Below are 15,707 nucleotides of genomic sequence, written 5' to 3'. Positions count from 1 at the left end.
CCGCATGTGGGGACGCGCTCCCGTCGTCACAACCTTGTCTCACGGACCTTGCCGAATGGGTGGCCATGACGGCCCGGAGGGGTGATCATGAGGAGACCAGAGCGCACTTCCCATGAGGAGGCACGGGTGGCCGAGACTCTGAAGAAGGGCAGCCGGGTGACCGGCGCCGCGCGCGACAAGCTCGCGGCAGACCTGAAGAAGAAGTACGACGCCGGTGCGAGCATCCGGGCGTTGGCCGAGGAGACCGGCCGCTCGTATGGCTTTGTGCACCGCATGCTCAGTGAGTCGGGCGTCACGCTGCGAGGGCGTGGTGGGGCGACCCGGGGCAAAAAGGCCACGGCCTGACCCCGGGTGGCCCCTCGGCTCCGATGGTGGCCACCCGGTCGGTCGACTGACCGGCCGGGTGGTTACTGTGCAGTCACTTAAGCGTGGCCTGCTACGGCGGTGAAGCCGTCGTACGGCACGCAAGACGACCGCACACATCGGAGGCGTCCCATGGCTTCGCCCGACAAGGACCTCGTTCCCGTACTCGACAAGGACGGCGTACGGCTCACCGTCGACGACGCGATCGCCACGGTGATGCTGACCAACCCGGCCAAGCGCAACGCGCAGAGCCCCGCTCTGTGGCGCGCGCTGACCGAGGCCGGGCGGCGGCTGCCGGGCTCCGTCCGCGTCGTGCTGCTGCGGGCCGAGGGCAAGTCCTTCTCGGCCGGGCTCGACCGGCAGGCGTTCACGCCCGAGGGCTTCGACGGCGAACCGTCGTTCATCGACCTCGCGCGCGGCGCCGACGCCGAGTTGGACGCGACCATCGCCGAATACCAGGAGGCGTTCACCTGGTGGCGGCGCAGCGACATCGTCTCCGTCGCCGCTGTCCAGGGGCATGCCGTCGGGGCGGGCTTCCAACTCGCCCTCGCCTGCGACCTGCGCGTTGTCGCCGACGACGTGCAGTTCGCCATGCGCGAGACCAGCCTCGGACTCGTGCCCGACCTGACGGGCACGCATCCGCTGGTGGGACTCGTCGGATACGCCCGCGCGCTGGAGATCTGCGTGACCGGGCGCTTCGTCACGGCCGAGGAGGCCGTGAACACCGGCCTGGCCAACGTCGCCGTGCCCGCCGACCAGCTCGACGACACCGTGCGCGACCTCGCCTCGGCCGTGCTCGCCGCGCCCCGTGACGCGGTCGTCGAGACCAAGGCCCTGCTGCGCGGCGCCCAGGACCGCACGTACGAGGAGCAGCGCGTGGCGGAGCGCCAGTCCCAGGCCCGCAGGCTGCGGGACCTCGCGGGCGTCGGGGACTGAGGACCGCCGGGCCGGCCGGGAGCGCGGTCAGCCGATCGCGCTCACCACGACCGCCACCGTCGGGTGATCCGGCAGCGCCCTCCTGACCACCGTCCGGACCTCGCGGGCCACGTCCCGGGCCCGCTGGTCCGCGCCCACCGCCAGCTCCAGCCGGACATGGCGGTGCGGCAGCGCGGCCTCCTCGCCGGGGAGTTCCTCGATGTGCACGGGGTGGCCCAGCGTGCCGGTCAGATGGAGCACGCCCTGGACTCCGAGCGCGGCGGCGGCCACCCGGGCCTCGTCGCCGCCGTCGGCCGATGCGGCCCGCGGAGGCTCGGGGAGGCCCGTCCCGGCCCCGGCTTCCGCGGGCCGCTCCTCGTCCAGCAGGCCCGTCACCCGCAGGTCCACCTCCGCCACCGTCAGGCCGAGCCGCCGGGTCGCGGCGGTCGCCAGCGTCGCCCGCAGCAGGGTCGCCGTCGCCGGCAGGGGCTGCGAGGCCGTCGCGGCGAACTCCGCCGTCACCCGCAGCGGCCCGGGCGGCAGCGCACTCGGCGGTGCCGGTACGGCCGGTTCCGCGGTGTCCGCCGTGCCGGCGGCCGTGACCCGGAGCGCGTCGAGGCGCACGCCCGGCGCGTCCCACGCCGCGCTCCGCAGCACCGCCTCGGCTGCCCGCTCCGCGATCCACGCGCCGTCCCGCGCGTCACCCAGCGGCAGAAGCCTGCCGATTCCCAGCTGATGTCTCACTGCTTGCGTCCATCGATCGGCCGTCATTCCTCCAGCCTGCCGCATCAGGGGCGCGCTCCCACGCAACCGTGCTTACGGTGGTCCAAGGACGACGACCGAAAAGGACGTACGGCGATGACTGACATGACCGAGAACCAGAGCGGGGAGTCCGAGACGCCGGCGGCGCGCAGGAGCCCGCTGGTCAAGCGCGGTGGAGGTGACCCGGGTTCCCGGGGCCGGACGACCATCGCGGACGGCGTCGTGGAGAAGATCGCCGGCCTCGCCGCACGCGACGTCGACGGCGTGCACGCCATGGGCAGCGGCATGTCCCGCACGTTCGGAGCAGTGCGCGACCGCGTGCCCGGCGGCACCAAGTCGGTGTCGCGCGGCGTGAAGGCCGAGGTCGGTGAGGTGCAGGCGGCCCTCGACCTGGAGATCGTGGTCGAGTACGGCGTGTCGATCGCCGATGTGGCCCGGGACGTGCGGGAGAACGTCATCACCGCTGTGGAGCGGATGACGGGCCTGGAGGTCGTCGAGGTCAACATCGCGGTGAGCGACGTGAAGCTGCCGGACGAGGAGGAAGAGGAACCGGAGCGCCGGATCCAGTGAGGCACGGGCCATCGGACAACACAGCGGCTGAGGAGCTGAGGAGCGCATGAGCATGGCCGTGGTCGGCATGATCGCCGGCATGGCGCTGGCCTTCGCCGGATATTTCGGCGGATTCGGTGCCTTCCTGCTGGTGGCGGCACTGGGCGCCGTCGGCTTCGTCGTCGGCCGGTTCCTGGACGGGGACCTGGAGTTCGGCGACTTCTTCCGTCCCCGTGAACGGCGGCGGTGACGCCCGTGAGCACGGGGGCCGGTGAGCTGGACAGACCCCGGACCGTCGTCCCGCCGGGCGAGCGCGGGGCGACCCGGATCGCTGACCGGGTCGTCGCGAAGATCGCCTCGCAGGCGGCCCGCGAGGCGGTCGGCACACTGCCGCCGGACGCCGGCCGGCCCACCGCGTCCGTCGTCGTCCACCACGAGGTCGCCCACGTCAGGGTCCACATCGAACTCGACTACCCCTGCGACATCGGCGCCCGCTGCCGCAAGGTGCGTCACCAGGTCGTCGAACGGGTGGGCGCCCTGGCCGGGATGCAGGTGCCCGAGGTCGTCGTCCAGGTGGAGCGGCTGCACCTGGTCGCGGGGCCCGGCGCGGTACAGGGGAGGACGCGATGAGCGAACCCCGGGGCGCAGAGCCCCCCGAGAACGCCACACAGCGCCTGCCCGTCCTCGGCCGGCAGGAGCCGGAGTACGACGACCTCGACCGGTCCGAGTCGTCGGCCGCCCACGGACCACCGTCCGAACTCGAGGGCGAGGGCGGCCGCGAGGGCCGCTTCTGGTCGGCGCGCCGCGTCCCCGCCGGCATCGTCGCCCTGCTGCTCCTGGGCCTCACCGGGCTGTTCCTCTACGACGTCGTCTCCGTGCGCGCCGGCCGGCCCGGCATGTACTGGCGCCGGGAACTGGCGCGGCAACTCGCCGAACGGCCCCTGGACGACACCTGGGTGCTGGTCGGCGCCGGGATCACCGCCGTCCTCGGCCTCTGGCTGCTGATCCTCGCCCTCACGCCCGGCCTGCGGGACATGCTCCCGATGCGGCGCACGCACGCCGACGTACGCGCCGGACTGCACCGGGACGCCGCCGCCACCGCGCTGCGGGACCGGGCCATGGAGGTGGCCGGCGTGCAGTCGGCACGGGTACGGGTGCGCCGGAGGCGGGCGGACGTCCGCGCCGTGTCGCACTTCCGGGAACTGGACGACGTACGGACCGATCTGGACGCCGTGCTCGCCGACGCGGTCCGCGGGCTGGGGCTGTCCAAGGTGCCCTCGCTGTCGGTGCGCGTCCGGCGGCCAGGCCGGAAGGGGTGAGAGCGGTGCTCAGGACCGTCAACCGCGTGTTCCTCGGCCTGGTGGGCCTGGTCCTGCTGGTGCTGGGCGGCTCCGTCCTGGCCGTCGGCCTCGGCGCCCCGGTGCCCTCGTGGTGGATCCACGACAGCGAGCACGACGTGCTGCTGAGCAACGCCGAGCGCACCCGCTGGCGCGACGACGGCTGGTGGTGGCCGGTCGTCATCGCCGCCCTCGCGGCCCTGCTGCTGCTCGCCCTGTGGTGGCTCGTCGCGGTCCTGCGCCGGCGTCGCCTCGCCGAGGTCCTCGTCGACACCGGCGACGGCGAGGGCGCGCTCCTGCGCGGCCGGGCCCTGGAGAACGTCCTCACCCAGGAAGCGGCCCACGTCGACGGCGTGGACGGAGCCCACGCCCGTCTGAAGGGCCGCCGCAGCACCCCCGAGGCCCACGTACGCCTCGCCTTGGAGCCCCACGTGGACCCGGGGACCGCCCTGCACGACTTCACGACCGGCGCCCTCACCCATGCCAGGACGTCGGCGGGCCTCGCCGCACTTCCGGCGGAGGTGAGGCTGAAGGGCGTCAAGCACGGCGCGGAACGGGTGAGTTGAGTACCGGGCGAGCCGGGTACGGGCGAGTTGAGTGCGGCCCGTCAGAAACCGTGCCGCGCGCCACCGTCGACCGGCACCATGACCCCGGTCAGATACGAAGCCGCCGGCGACATCAGGAACGCCGCCACCCGCCCGAACTCCTGCGGCGCCCCGTACCGCCGCAGCGGAATCCGCGACTCGGAGGCCGCCCGGGTCGCCTCGGGATCCGCCGACAGCGCGTCCAGCTGCCGTACCCGGTCGGTGTCGATCCGTCCGGGCAGTACACCGACCACCCGGATCCCCCGCGGCCCCAGCTCGTCGGAGAGCGACTTGGCGAATCCCGCCAGCCCGGGCCGCAGCCCGTTCGAGATGGTCAGCCCCGGAATCGGCTCGTACACCGACCCGGACAGCACGAACCCGATGACGCCCCCGGCCTCCATCTCGGCGGCCGCGGAGCGAGCCAGCCGCACCGCACCGAGGAACACCGACTCGAACGCCGTCTGCCACTGCTCGTCCGTGTTGTCCGCGACGAACCCGGCCGGCGGCCCTCCCACGCTGACGAGGACACCGTTGAAGCGGCCGAAGTGCTCCCGCGCGGCCCCGATCAGCCGGGCCGCCGCCTCCGGGTCCGCGTTGTCGACGGCCACCCCGACCGCGTTCGGTCCCAGCTCGGCCGCCGCCTCGGCGACACTCTTCTCGTCCCGCCCCGAGACGACCACCTTCGCCCCGTCCGCGACGAGCTCACGCGCGGTGGCGTTGCCGAGGCCCCGCGTGGCCCCGGTGACGACGTACACCCGGTCCTTCAGTCCAAGATCCATGGTCCCTATCCTGCCCCGTCCCCACCGAACAGGGCGAGGGCGGTGTTCACCAGCCCGATGTGGCTGAACGCCTGCGGGAAGTTGCCGAGATGCCGGCCGGTCACCGGATCGAACTCCTCGGACAGCAGCCCGACGTCGTTGGCGAGCCCCGCCAGCCGTTCGAACAACTCGCGGGCCTCCTTCGCGCGCCCCGTCATGTACAGGGCGTCCGCGAGCCAGAACGAGCAGACCAGGAACACGCCCTCGCCGCCGGGCAGCCCGTCGACGTCCGCGTCGGCCGTGCTGTAGCGGCGCAGGAAGCCGCCGTGGGTCAGCTCCTCGCGGACCGCGTCGATCGTGCCGATCACCCGTGGATCGTCCGGCGGCAGGAATCCGACGCGCGGGATGAGCAGCAGCGCCGCGTCCAGTTCGCGTGAGCCGTAGGACTGCGTGAAGGTGTCGCGTTCCGCGTCGTAGCCCTTCTCGCACACCTCCCGGTGCACCTCGTCGCGCAGCACGCGCCAGCCGTCCAGGTCGCCGTCCAGCTCCGGATGGTGCTCCAGGGTGCGTACGGCACGGTCGGCGGCCACCCACACCATCACCTTCGAGTGCACGAACTGACGCCGGCCGCCGCGCACCTCCCACAGCCCCTCGTCCGGCTGCCGCCAGTTCGTCCGCAGGAAATCCAGCAGGGCCGTCTGCAGCGCCCACACGTCGGGCTGGGGGGACAGGCCCGACTCGCGGGCGAGCGACAGGGAGTCCATGACCTCGCCGTAGACGTCCAGCTGGAGCTGGTTCACGGCGTCGTTGCCGATGCGCACGGGGGCGGACCCGACGAACCCGGAGAGCCAGGGCAGCTCGAACTCGGGCAGCCGCCGCTCGCCCGCCACGCCGTACATGATCTGCAGATCCGCCGGGTCGCCCGCGACCGCGCGCAGCAGCCAGTTCCGCCAGGCCTCCGCCTCCTCCTGGTAGCCCGCCGCGAGCAGCGCGTTCAGGGTGAGGGTGGAGTCGCGCAGCCAGCAGTAGCGGTAGTCCCAGTTGCGCACGCCGCCCGGTTCCTCGGGCAGTGAGGTGGTGGGGGCGGCGACGATGCCGCCCGTCGGAGCGTAGGTGAGCGCCTTGAGGGTGATCAGGGAGCGGACGACGGCGTCCCGGTACGGGCCGTCGTAACGGCAGCGCGAGACCCAGGCCCGCCAGTCCTCCACGCTGTGGCGCAGTGCGTCGTAGGGGTCGACGAGCGGGGGGCGCGGCTCGTGGGAGGGGTGCCAGGTCAGGACGAACGCGACCTTGTCCCCCTTCTTGACGGTGAACTCGGCGTGTGTGCCGAAGTCCTCGCCCCAGCTGGTCACCTCCGGCTCGCTGCGCAGCCAGGTCGAGTCCGGGCCGGCGACGGCGACGCGGTGGCCGTCGGCCCGGCGCACCCAGGGGACGATCGAGCCGTAGTCGAAGCGCAGCTTGAGGGCGCTGTGCAGCGTCACCTCGCCGTCGAGGCCCTCGACGACGCGGACGAGGTCGGGAGCACGGTCGCGTTGGGGCATCAGGTCGGTGACCCGGACCGCCCCCTGCTCGGTCTCCCACTCGGTGTCCAGAACGAGCGTGTCGCGTCGATAGGAGCGCCGGGTGCAGCGTTCCGCCCCCACGGGGGCGATGCGCCAGTGGCCGTTGTCCTCGTCACCGAGCAGTCTGGCGAAGCAGGCGGCCGAGTCGAAGCGGGGCAGGCACAACCAGTCGACGGACCCGTCCGTACCGACCAGGGCCGCGGTCTGCTCGTCGCCGATGAGCGCGTAGTCCTCGATGCTGGGGTGCACGGAGTGCGGGTTCCCGGCAACTCGGCGTGGCAATCAGGGCGGGAGCCGGGGGAGTGATGGGCCCTGGCCGGCAGGGCCGGGACTTCCTCACTTTCCGTCGCGGCCGGCCGGGTCTCGACAGGGCCGGCTTCAGTCGCGGCCGGCCGGGTTCCGGCGCGGGGCGAGCTCGGTGCCCCTGGCTCGGTTCGGGCGGGGCGGATGCGCCGGTGGCGTCTACACCGCTGCCGGCTCGGACTTCGCCGTGTCGGACTGCCCGGCTGTCTTCTGGGCCCGGTCCCGGGCCTCGCGGCGGGCCAGGACCACCCAGCCGACCGGTACGGCCGCGGAGAACAGCCACCACTGGAAGGCATACGCGTAGTTCAGCGCGGCGTCCTCCTTGCCGGGGTCGCCGAGCAGCTCGGGGACGTCGCCCTTGGGCTCGGGAGCCGTCTGGGCGATGTAGCCGCCGAGTACCCGGGCGTCCAGGCGACGGGCCTGCTGCTCGCTGTTGATCAGCATGATCTGCCGGTCCGGCAGGCCCTGGAGGTTCTTGATGCCGCTGGCCGCGGTCGTCTCGCTCGGCATCAGCCGGCCCTCGACGGTGACCTCGCCGCTCGGCGGGGCGGGGACCTTCGGGAACGTGGTCTGGCTCGGGCCGTCGGAGGGGATCCAGCCCCGGTTGACCAGCAGCACCTTGCCGTCGTCCAGGACGAACGGGGTCAGTACGTGGTAGCCGACCTCGTCGTCGGAGTTGGTGCGGCGCCGGACGACGACCTCGTCCTCCGTGTCGAAGCGGCCCTTGGCCGTCACGGTGCGGTAGCGCTCGGTGCTGGTCACGGTGTGCCCGGGCGCGGTCAGCTTCTCCACGGGCACCGGCTTCGCCGCCAGCGCGTCGGTGACCAGCTGGTTCCGGGCGGTGCGCTCCTCGTAGCGATGCATCTGCCAGATGCCCAGCCTGATCATCGTGGGAATGAGAAGCATGGCGATCAGCGTGAGGATCACCCACTGCCGGGACATCAGGAAGCGGTACACCCCACGACCGTACAACTCGGTCGTGGGGTGTATTCATGCGGGTGCGGGTTCACACCTTGTCGACAATTCCTGCCTTTCCCTCCGCGCGGGCGCAGTGGGCGCCGCAGTACCAGTGGCCCTCGACCTCGACACCCTGGCCGATGATCTGCACCCGGCAGTGCTCGCAGATGGGGGCCATGCGGTGGATCGCGCAGGAGAAGCAGTCGAAGACGTGCACCGCGCCCTGCGCGTGCACCTCGAAGGTCATTCCGTACTGATTGCCACATACCTCACAGGTCGCCATGCGCCACAGGGTGAGCCGTCCTCCCCGTGCGGGCGAGCGGTCGCCGGGCGAGTCGCCCGGCAATCACCCGTCCGTACGGTCACCCCTGCGAGGTAGGTCACCCCTCCGGCGCCGGCTCCACATCCGCGAGGAGCTGCCCGAAGGCCGCCTCGTCCACGACCGGCGTACCGAACTGACGGGCCTTGACGACCTTGGACGTGCCCGAGTCCGGGTCGTTCGTGACGAGCAGGCTGGTCAGCCGGGACAGGCTCGTGGCCACATGCAGCCCCGCCTCGGTCGCGCGGTCCTCCAGCAGGTCCCGCTCGGTGGAGGTGTCACCGGAGAAGGCGACCCGCATGCCCTGCTTGAGCCGCCCGCCCGCCTCGTACCGCCCGGGGTTGGGGTAGGGGCAGGCGGGGCGCTTGCGGGACGGGCGCCAACTGCCCGGCCGGTAGCTGCCGTAGCCTCCGGGGCCCGCCTGCTGCCCGATGCGGGCCGCGGCGGGGCGGTCCGTCCATTCGGTCAGCGGCCGGCACTCGTGCAGTGGCAGCCGTACGTTGTTCGCCGCCGCGGCCCGCAGGCTGGGCCGGAACGCCTCCGCCAGCACCCGCGCGTCGTCCAGCGCGTGGTGCGCCCGCTGCTGGACGACGCCGAAGTGCGCGGCGAGGGACTCCAGCTTGTGGTTGGGCAGCGGCAGCCCGAGCTCCTTGGAGAGCGCGATGGTGCACAGCCGCTGCCGCACCGGCGCCTCGCGCTCGGCGCGCGCGTACTCCCGGGCGATCATCTGCCAGTCGAAGACGGCGTTGTGCGCGACGAGCACCCGCCCCGCCAGCCGGGCGGTGAACTCCTCGGCGATGTCCGGGAAGAGAGGGGCCCCCTCGAGCGCCTCGCTCGTCAGTCCGTGGATCCACACGGGGCCCGGGTCGCGCTCGGGGTTGACCGTGGTGTACCAGTGGTCCTCGACCTCGCCGCGCTCGTCCAGCCGGTAGACCGCCGCGGAGATGATGCGGTCGTCCCGGGCCAGGCCCGTGGTCTCCACGTCAACGACCGCGTACCCCTTGGGATACGCGGTCGGCCACGGCGTGGCAGAGAACACTGCGGTCGTCAGGTCTTCCAGCATGGTTCCTGAGGATACGGGCCACGACTGACACCGCCGTCCGCCAGGTGTGCCCGCCGGGGTCTTCCGATGCCCCCTCAGGCGTGTTGTCCGGTCTGTCCGTTCGCGGGGCGTACGTCTGATCGACACTCAGTCGATCTGCCGGGCGTCTCGTCCGCCGTTGCCCGTCTTCGCCCGTGCCGGATTGGCGGAGATCGCCAAGAAGCAAGCGCGTACCGTCGGTAATACTTGTGGGTAACAACGTCTAGTCGGGGCAGGACGCCGGTCCTACGGTCATTGCATGCCGAACCTGCCCGATGTCGTGCTGTGGTCCATCCCCGCCTTTGTGCTGCTCACCGTGGTCGAAATGGTGAGCCACCGGCTCCATCCCGACGAGGACGCGGAGGGCTACGAGGCGAAGGACGCGGCGACCAGCGTCGGCATGGGGCTCGGCAGCCTCGCCTTCGACTTCCTGTGGAAGATCCCGATTTTGGCGATCTACACGGCCCTCTACGAACTCACGCCGCTGCGCGTGCCCGTGCTGTGGTGGACCGTCCCGCTGATGCTGCTCGGGCAGGACTTCTTCTACTACTGGTCCCACCGCGGCCACCACGTCATCCGCATCCTGTGGGCCTGCCACGTCGTCCACCACTCCAGCCGGAAGTTCAACCTCACCACCGCGCTGCGCCAGCCCTGGACGTCCCTGACCGTGTGGCCGTTCTACGTCCCCCTCATCGTCGCGGGCGTGCATCCCGCCGCGCTGGCGTTCTGCTCCTCCGCGAACCTCGTCTACCAGTTCTGGATCCACACCGAGCGCATCGACAAGATGCCCCGCTGGTTCGAGTTCGTCTTCAACACCCCTTCGCACCACCGCGTCCACCACGCCTCCCAGGGCGGTTACCTCGACCGCAACTTCGGCGGCATCCTCATCGTCTGGGACCGGCTGTTCGGGTCGTTCGTCGCCGAGACCGAGCGGCCGCGGTACGGGCTGACCAAGAACATCGAGACATACAACCTGCTCAAGGTGGCCACGCACGAATACGTGTCCATCGCCAGGGACCTGAGGGCGGCGCGGAGTTGGCGCGAGCGGGCGGGACGCGTGTTCCGGGGGCCGGGGTGGGGGCCGGGGCCGGGTCCGGCCGCCGTACCGGCTCCGTCACCGGCCGACGCGACCACGTCCCTCGGCGAGACCGCGCCGGTCCCTGAGAAGAGCACGTCCGCGTGAATCCCCCCCGCCTGCTCCTGGCCGCCTTCGGCCTCGCCGCCGCCGTCGACCTCGTCTCCCTCGCTGCCGGTTTCGACGCCGGTCACACCGTCGCCAAGCCCCTGCTGATGCCGCTCCTCGCCCTGTGGGGTGCCCTGCGCAGGGCACCCCGGCCGCTCCTGGCCGCCCTGCTGTTCGGCTGGGGCGGGGACGTCCTGTTGCTGTCGGACGCCGAGCCGGCCTTCCTGGCGGGCATGGCCTCCTTCGCGGCGGGGCACGTCTGCTACCTCGTGCTCTTCGCGACGTACGGCAGCCGGAACGCGGTCCCACGCGCGCGTGCGGGCGCCCTTGCCCTCGGCTACGCCGCCGCCCTCGTCACGACCGTCGCGCTGCTGTGGCCGGACCTGCCCGCCGACCTGCGTGTGCCCGTCGCCGGCTACAGCCTCCTGCTGACGGCCATGGCGTACCGGTCAGCCACCCGGCTCGGCCTCTTCGCCGGGCTCGGCGGGGCGCTGTTCCTGCTGTCCGACACGCTCATCGCGACCGGTGTGGCCGAGTGGCCGCAGCCGCCCGGGCCCGACTTCTGGATCATGCTCACGTACATCGCCGCGCAGGCCCTGCTGACCTGCGGCACACTCGGGGCGCTCGACGCGCGCAGGGCCCCGGCCGCGACGTACGGCGAGATGCGCGCCGGCTGAGACGCGCCGGCGTCACCAGCGGATGGGCACCGGAAGCGCCGTCAGCAGTCCGGACGCCGCGACCGCCAGGCCCAGGGCGGCCACCTCCGCCCGGGCCGGCGCACAGGCGGTCAGCGGGTCGGCCGCCCGGCGCAGCCGTCGCCGGGCCCACACGGCGAGGGCGGCGACGACCGCCACGAGAAGCACCTTGGCGAGCAGCGCACGCCCGTACGCCGTTCCCGTCAGCTGCTCCAGGACCGTCTCCGGCGGCATCCGGCGCAGTGAACTGCACGCGCCCGTCGCGGTGACGGCGGCGAGCAGTACGACCGCCACGCGCGCGTAGAGACCCAGCAGGGCGGCGCCCGCCGTGCGGGGCCACAACCGGAGGGTGCGCAGGGCGTGCAGCAGACCGCCCGCCCACAGCGCCGCGCACGTCAGATGGACGAGCGTCAGCCCGGAGCCGGTCAGCGGGCTGTGCTCGGTCGTGGGGTGGGCGCGCAGGGCCTCGGCGACGACCACGGCGGCCAGCGGCCACACCTGCCTGACCGGCCGGCGCGACGCGGCGCACAGCCCCGCCAGGAGGAACGCGTTGACCTCCAGCAGGGCGAGCTTGCCGTCCCGGGACGCGTAAAGCCCGCCGACGTCGATGTCGGCCACATCGTCCGGCACGAGGTTGCCGGTGGCCACGACCGAGGCGAGCCCCAGGGCAGCGACGAAACCGGCTGCGGCCGCGAAGAAGGACCAACTGCGAGGCCCGGCCGGGCGCCCCGCCCCGGTGTCGGTCTCCGCGCCGGGCAGCGAACGCGCCAGCCGGTTCACGAACAGTTCACCGACGGGTATGCACAGCGCCGCGAACAGCACCGTGCGCAGCAGGGCGATACCGCCCGCACCGGGCGTTTCGGCCTCGCCGGTGCCGTGCAGCGCGGCGGACGGGCCGAGCAGCGGGATCAGCGCGGCCAGTGCCACCAGCACCAGAACGGCGACGGCCCGGCCCGCACCGGCGCGTCGCACGGGCCCGCGCGGATCGGGCACCCCGGGCGTGGATCTCGTCAAAGTCACCCCAGGATCTTCACCAACCTCCACACGACCGGGCAAGTCAGCAGCACCTGATCAACCCTCGACGGGAAGCAGGCCCGCGACGTGTCGCTGGAAGGGGTGAGGGCATCGGCGAACGGGCTGACGACGATGCGGCCGCGGACACGAACCGGGCCGGGCGGGTGTCCCCGTCCGGCCCGGATCACCTTCGCATCAGCTCTACTTGGTCACCGCGTCCAGCGCGTCCGCGATGCCCCAGCCGTAGAAACCGTTGCGGTTCTTCGAGCCCTCGCACACCGCGTCGATCTTGCCGTCGGCGTTGATGTCGTACGGGTCCGTGCACGGCGTGGCGTCGGCCTCCGCGTACAGCAGGGCCTTCACCAGGGCCGGAGAGGCGTACGGGTGCGTCGACTTGATGAGGGCGGCGACGCCCGCGACGTGCGGGGAGGCCATCGACGTACCGGCCATGTAGCCCCACTTGCCGCCCGGCAGCGTGCCCAGGATGAGGCCGCTCGTGGCCGGCGCCTCCGGCTTCTGGTAGGCGGTCGAGTCACCGCCCGGGGCGGCTATGTCCGCCACGCCCAGCCCGTAGTTGGAGAAGGACGACTTGATGCCCTTCGCGCCCGTCGAGGCGACCGTGACGACACCCGGCAGCTGGGTCGGGATGTCGAGGCACTTCGAGGGGTCGACGACCCGGTCGCCCGGCGTGGTGTCGTTCGGGGACGACGGGTCGGTGATCTCGTCGGAGGCGAGGTCGTAGTTCTCGTTGCCGGCCGCGGCGACGTTGACCGCGCCCTTCTTCTCCGCGTACCGCGAGGCCCGGGTGACGGCGTCCACGAGCGCCTTCTGGTCCGGGTCGTTCTTGCAGTTGAAGTACCAGGGGTCGGTGTAATAGCTGTTGTTCGTCACGTCGACCCCGTGCTCGGCCGCCCACACGAAACCGCACACCACGGCCTCCGTGTAGAAGAAGCCGGCCGTGGTGGACACCTTGATGCCGGAAACCTTCACCCCGGGCGCGACACCCGTCATCCCGACGCCGTTCTTGGCGGCGGCGATCTCACCGGCGACGTGCGTGCCGTGCGGGCTCTCCTCGGCGCTCGGCCGCCAGGCCCCGTCGGTCGTGTCCGGCTTGCCCGACACGCAGTTGACCGACGCCTTACGGTCGAAGTTGGGCGCGATGTCGGGGTGGGTGTCGTCGACACCGGTGTCGATCACGGCGACCGTGACCTTCTTGCTGCCCAGCGACTTCTCGTGCGCCTTGTCCGCCTTGATGGCCGGCAGGTCCCACTGCTGGGGCTCCAGCGGGTCCTGCCCGGCGGGCGCTTCGGCCGCGGCGACCTCGGCCGCGCTCAGCACCTTCGGCGCGCCCAGGTCGCCGGTGGACGCCGAGGGCAGCGGCGCGGTACGGGTGGCCCCCGCCGACTGCACGCCGCGCACCTTGCGGATGGTCTTGGCGAAGTCGGCGTCCGAGGAGTGGACGACGATGACGCCTATCTGGTCGTACGACGTCACGATCGTGCCGCCCGCCTTGGCGACGGCCTTCTTCACATACGCCGAAGTGCCGTGCCCCGGCCTGACGTTGACGACATAGCTGAGCGGGGTCGCGTCGGCCCGGGCCGACGCGGGAGCCGGGGCGTCCTCGGCGGCCGTGGCCGCGCTGTTCGGCAGGAACGCGAGGGCCGCGGCCATGGCCATCCCGGCCGGGATCGCGACGGCGCGACGGTGGCGCGCGTGCGGCGCAGTCATGGTGTCTCCAGTTCGTTCACGATACGAGCTGATCTTGCGGAAGGTCTCGGTGGCGAGTCGGGTCACTTGACCGCGCGCAGCGCGTTGACGATGCCGTGGCCGTAGAAGCCGTTGACGCGCTTGCCGCCCTCGCAGACCGCGTCCTGCGTGCCGTCACCGTCCTGGTCGTAGGAGGCGGGGCAGGCGGTCTTGTCGGCCTGTGCCTTCAGCAGCGCCTGGAGCTGGGCCGGAGACGCCCAGGGGTGCTTGGACTTCAGCAGCGCGGCGACGCCGGAGGCGTGCGGCGAGGCCATCGAGGTGCCCTGCAGGAAGCCCCACGCGCCGTTCGGCATGGTGGACAGGATGCGGCCGTTCTTCGAGGGCGTGTCGGGTATCTGGTAGCGCCCGTCGCCACCCGGCGCGGCGACGTCGACGACGCCCTTGCCGTAGGTCGAGAAGTACGACTTCTCGTTGTCGACACCCGTCGAGCTCACCGTGACGACACCCGGCAGCTGGGTCGGTATGTCGAAGCACTCGTGCGGGTCGATCGTGCGCTCGACGGGCGTGGTGTCATTCGGGCTGGAGTCGTCGACGATCGCGTCCGCGTCCAGGTCGTGGTTGGAGTTGCCCGCCGCGGCGACGTTGAGCGTGCCCTTCTTCTGGGCATACAGCTGAGCCCTGTTGACCGCGTCGACGATGGCCCGCTGGTCCGGGTCGTCCATGCAGTTGTACAGCCACGGGTCGACGTAGTAGCTGTTGTTCGTGATCTCGACGCCGTGGTCGGCGGCGAACACGAACGCGCACACGACGCTCTCCGGGTAGAAGAGGCCGTTCGCCCGGTCGGTCACATTGATGCTGGACACCTTCACACCGGGAGCGACGCCCGCCACGCCGATGCCGTTGCGGGCGGCGGCTATCTCACCCGCGACATGCGTGCCGTGGTAGTCCTCGGGCGTGTAAGGCCGCCAGGCGCCCTCACTGGTGTCGGGCTTGCCGCCCGCGCAGTTGGCGGACTGGGACGCGGAGAAGTTCGGGGCGATGTCGGGGTGGGTGTCGTCCACGCCGGTGTCGATCACGGCCACGGTCACCTTGCGGCTGCCCGGGTTGATCTGTGCGGCCTTGTCGGCGCCGATCGCGCGCAGGTCCCACTGGTCCGCCTCGAGAGGCTCGCTCTCGGGCGTCTTCGCCGAGGCGGCCTCGGTGCGCTTCGCCTGGGCGGCCGTCAGGTACTCGACCGCGCCCTCCTCCTTCGTCCCCGCGGCCGTCAGCGGCGCCGTCCGCGTCGCACCCGCCGACTGGACCCCGCGCACCTTGCGGATGGTCTTGGCGAAATCGGGGTTCGAGGAGTGGACGACGATCACGCCGATCCGCGCGTACGTGGCCACGACCGAACCGTCGGCCTTCCCGATCGCCTTCTTCACCGAAGCGATCGTGTGGCGGTCCATTTTGGTGTTGACGACGTACGCCAGCTTCGGCGCATCCGCCGTGCGGGTGGCCGGCGCCGCCTGCGGGGCCGCCGACGCGGCGGCCGGCAGGAAGCCCAGCGAGGCCGTCAGGGACAGCACGACGGGCACGGCGAGAGCGAGCCGGCGTCTGGAACGCAAGTGAGACATGGGGT

General features: G+C 72.1%; 18 protein-coding genes. 9 read left to right on the top strand and 9 right to left on the bottom strand.

Going from position 1 to position 15,707, the window contains the following annotated elements:
- Positions 1-126 precede the first annotated feature (126 nt).
- The gene (locus CEB94_RS09575; RefSeq protein ID WP_010037790.1) at positions 127-345 is read left to right on the top strand and encodes a helix-turn-helix domain-containing protein; all 219 of its coding nucleotides are present in this window, start codon (positions 127-129) and stop codon (positions 343-345) included.
- 150 nt (positions 346-495) lie between these two features.
- Positions 496-1,299, top strand: a complete 804-nt coding sequence (locus CEB94_RS09570) for an enoyl-CoA hydratase/isomerase family protein (RefSeq protein ID WP_175431766.1) — start codon at positions 496-498, stop codon at positions 1,297-1,299.
- A gap of 27 nt (positions 1,300-1,326) precedes the next feature.
- Here CEB94_RS09570 and CEB94_RS09565 read toward each other — a convergent pair whose 3' ends face one another.
- On the bottom strand, positions 1,327-2,049 hold the full coding sequence (locus CEB94_RS09565) for a nucleopolyhedrovirus P10 family protein (RefSeq protein WP_175431765.1): 723 nt from the start codon (positions 2,047-2,049) through the stop codon (positions 1,327-1,329).
- Between the two features lie 87 nt (positions 2,050-2,136).
- Between CEB94_RS09565 and CEB94_RS09560 the strand changes: the two genes are divergently transcribed.
- From CEB94_RS09560 to amaP, 5 genes are read left to right on the top strand one after another with little or no spacing between them, the layout of a single operon-like run.
- A complete protein-coding gene (locus CEB94_RS09560; RefSeq protein WP_175431764.1) occupies positions 2,137-2,610 on the top strand; it encodes an Asp23/Gls24 family envelope stress response protein in 474 nt (157 codons plus the stop codon).
- A 46-nt stretch (positions 2,611-2,656) separates the two neighbouring features.
- Positions 2,657-2,839 (top strand): hypothetical protein, encoded by a 183-nt coding sequence (locus CEB94_RS09555; protein WP_175431763.1) that lies wholly within the window; start codon positions 2,657-2,659, stop codon positions 2,837-2,839.
- A complete protein-coding gene (locus CEB94_RS09550) occupies positions 2,836-3,219 on the top strand; it encodes an Asp23/Gls24 family envelope stress response protein (protein ID WP_175431762.1) in 384 nt (127 codons plus the stop codon). Before CEB94_RS09555 ends, CEB94_RS09550 begins: the two co-directional genes overlap by 4 nt.
- Positions 3,216-3,908 carry a DUF6286 domain-containing protein gene (locus tag CEB94_RS09545; protein ID WP_175431761.1) on the top strand — a complete coding sequence of 231 codons (693 nt, stop codon included), beginning with the start codon at positions 3,216-3,218 and terminating at the stop codon, positions 3,906-3,908. The genes CEB94_RS09550 and CEB94_RS09545 overlap by 4 nt, the downstream gene beginning before the upstream one ends.
- Positions 3,905-4,492, top strand: coding sequence for an alkaline shock response membrane anchor protein AmaP (gene amaP / locus CEB94_RS09540; protein ID WP_175431760.1), 588 nt, complete (start codon positions 3,905-3,907; stop codon positions 4,490-4,492). Before CEB94_RS09545 ends, amaP begins: the two co-directional genes overlap by 4 nt.
- A 41-nt stretch (positions 4,493-4,533) precedes the next feature.
- Here the strand turns inward: amaP and CEB94_RS09535 are convergent, their stop codons facing one another.
- From CEB94_RS09535 to CEB94_RS09515, 5 genes are all read right to left on the bottom strand, one after another.
- Positions 4,534-5,289, bottom strand: a complete 756-nt coding sequence (locus CEB94_RS09535) for an SDR family oxidoreductase (RefSeq protein WP_175431759.1) — start codon at positions 5,287-5,289, stop codon at positions 4,534-4,536.
- Between the two features lie 5 nt (positions 5,290-5,294).
- Positions 5,295-7,079 carry a glycoside hydrolase family 15 protein gene (locus CEB94_RS09530; RefSeq protein WP_175431758.1) on the bottom strand — a complete coding sequence of 595 codons (1,785 nt, stop codon included), beginning with the start codon at positions 7,077-7,079 and terminating at the stop codon, positions 5,295-5,297.
- 213 nt (positions 7,080-7,292) lie between these two features.
- Positions 7,293-8,090 (bottom strand): SURF1 family cytochrome oxidase biogenesis protein, encoded by a 798-nt coding sequence (locus CEB94_RS09525; protein WP_175431757.1) that lies wholly within the window; start codon positions 8,088-8,090, stop codon positions 7,293-7,295.
- Positions 8,091-8,139: 49 nt separating this feature from the next.
- Positions 8,140-8,373: a hypothetical protein gene (locus tag CEB94_RS09520; protein WP_078615365.1), complete on the bottom strand. Its 234-nt coding sequence runs from the start codon at positions 8,371-8,373 to the stop codon at positions 8,140-8,142.
- A 97-nt stretch (positions 8,374-8,470) separates the two neighbouring features.
- A complete protein-coding gene (locus CEB94_RS09515; protein ID WP_175431756.1) occupies positions 8,471-9,472 on the bottom strand; it encodes a DEDDh family exonuclease in 1,002 nt (333 codons plus the stop codon).
- A 277-nt stretch (positions 9,473-9,749) separates the two neighbouring features.
- Here CEB94_RS09515 and CEB94_RS09510 point away from each other — a divergent pair, with 277 nt between their 5' ends.
- Together CEB94_RS09510 and CEB94_RS09505 are read left to right on the top strand one after the other, a co-directional pair.
- Complete coding sequence (locus CEB94_RS09510; RefSeq protein ID WP_175431755.1) at positions 9,750-10,673, top strand: sterol desaturase family protein; 924 nt, start codon at positions 9,750-9,752, stop codon at positions 10,671-10,673.
- Positions 10,670-11,350, top strand: a complete 681-nt coding sequence (locus CEB94_RS09505) for a lysoplasmalogenase (RefSeq protein ID WP_175431754.1) — start codon at positions 10,670-10,672, stop codon at positions 11,348-11,350. Before CEB94_RS09510 ends, CEB94_RS09505 begins: the two co-directional genes overlap by 4 nt.
- A gap of 12 nt (positions 11,351-11,362) precedes the next feature.
- Here the strand turns inward: CEB94_RS09505 and CEB94_RS09500 are convergent, their stop codons facing one another.
- The 3 genes from CEB94_RS09500 to CEB94_RS09490 all read right to left on the bottom strand — a co-directional run bounded on the left by CEB94_RS09500 (position 11,363) and on the right by CEB94_RS09490 (position 15,702).
- A complete protein-coding gene (locus CEB94_RS09500; RefSeq protein ID WP_175431753.1) occupies positions 11,363-12,388 on the bottom strand; it encodes a CopD family protein in 1,026 nt (341 codons plus the stop codon).
- A gap of 195 nt (positions 12,389-12,583) precedes the next feature.
- Positions 12,584-14,110 (bottom strand): S8 family peptidase, encoded by a 1,527-nt coding sequence (locus CEB94_RS09495; protein ID WP_175431752.1) that lies wholly within the window; start codon positions 14,108-14,110, stop codon positions 12,584-12,586.
- A 62-nt stretch (positions 14,111-14,172) separates the two neighbouring features.
- Positions 14,173-15,702: a S8 family peptidase gene (locus CEB94_RS09490; RefSeq protein WP_175431751.1), complete on the bottom strand. Its 1,530-nt coding sequence runs from the start codon at positions 15,700-15,702 to the stop codon at positions 14,173-14,175.
- Positions 15,703-15,707 lie beyond the last annotated feature (5 nt).

Source organism: Streptomyces hawaiiensis, from assembly GCF_004803895.1.
In the GTDB taxonomy this organism is placed as follows: domain Bacteria; phylum Actinomycetota; class Actinomycetes; order Streptomycetales; family Streptomycetaceae; genus Streptomyces; species Streptomyces hawaiiensis.
This window is presented reverse-complemented; position numbering and strand designations above follow the sequence as displayed.

What these genes read in the sequence shown, in the direction of transcription:
- CEB94_RS09570 (WP_175431766.1), top strand. Translation starts at nt 496, where the DNA reads ATGGCTTCGCCCGACAAGGACCTCGTTCCCGTACTCGACAAGGACGGC.
- CEB94_RS09565 (WP_175431765.1), bottom strand. Translation starts at nt 2,049, where the DNA reads ATGACGGCCGATCGATGGACGCAAGCAGTGAGACATCAGCTGGGAATC.
- CEB94_RS09560 (WP_175431764.1), top strand. Translation starts at nt 2,137, where the DNA reads ATGACTGACATGACCGAGAACCAGAGCGGGGAGTCCGAGACGCCGGCG.
- CEB94_RS09555 (WP_175431763.1), top strand. Translation starts at nt 2,657, where the DNA reads ATGAGCATGGCCGTGGTCGGCATGATCGCCGGCATGGCGCTGGCCTTC.
- CEB94_RS09545 (WP_175431761.1), top strand. Translation starts at nt 3,216, where the DNA reads ATGAGCGAACCCCGGGGCGCAGAGCCCCCCGAGAACGCCACACAGCGC.
- CEB94_RS09535 (WP_175431759.1), bottom strand. Translation starts at nt 5,289, where the DNA reads ATGGATCTTGGACTGAAGGACCGGGTGTACGTCGTCACCGGGGCCACG.
- CEB94_RS09520 (WP_078615365.1), bottom strand. Translation starts at nt 8,373, where the DNA reads ATGGCGACCTGTGAGGTATGTGGCAATCAGTACGGAATGACCTTCGAG.
- CEB94_RS09515 (WP_175431756.1), bottom strand. Translation starts at nt 9,472, where the DNA reads ATGCTGGAAGACCTGACGACCGCAGTGTTCTCTGCCACGCCGTGGCCG.
- CEB94_RS09510 (WP_175431755.1), top strand. Translation starts at nt 9,750, where the DNA reads ATGCCGAACCTGCCCGATGTCGTGCTGTGGTCCATCCCCGCCTTTGTG.
- CEB94_RS09495 (WP_175431752.1), bottom strand. Translation starts at nt 14,110, where the DNA reads ATGACTGCGCCGCACGCGCGCCACCGTCGCGCCGTCGCGATCCCGGCC.
- CEB94_RS09490 (WP_175431751.1), bottom strand. Translation starts at nt 15,702, where the DNA reads ATGTCTCACTTGCGTTCCAGACGCCGGCTCGCTCTCGCCGTGCCCGTC.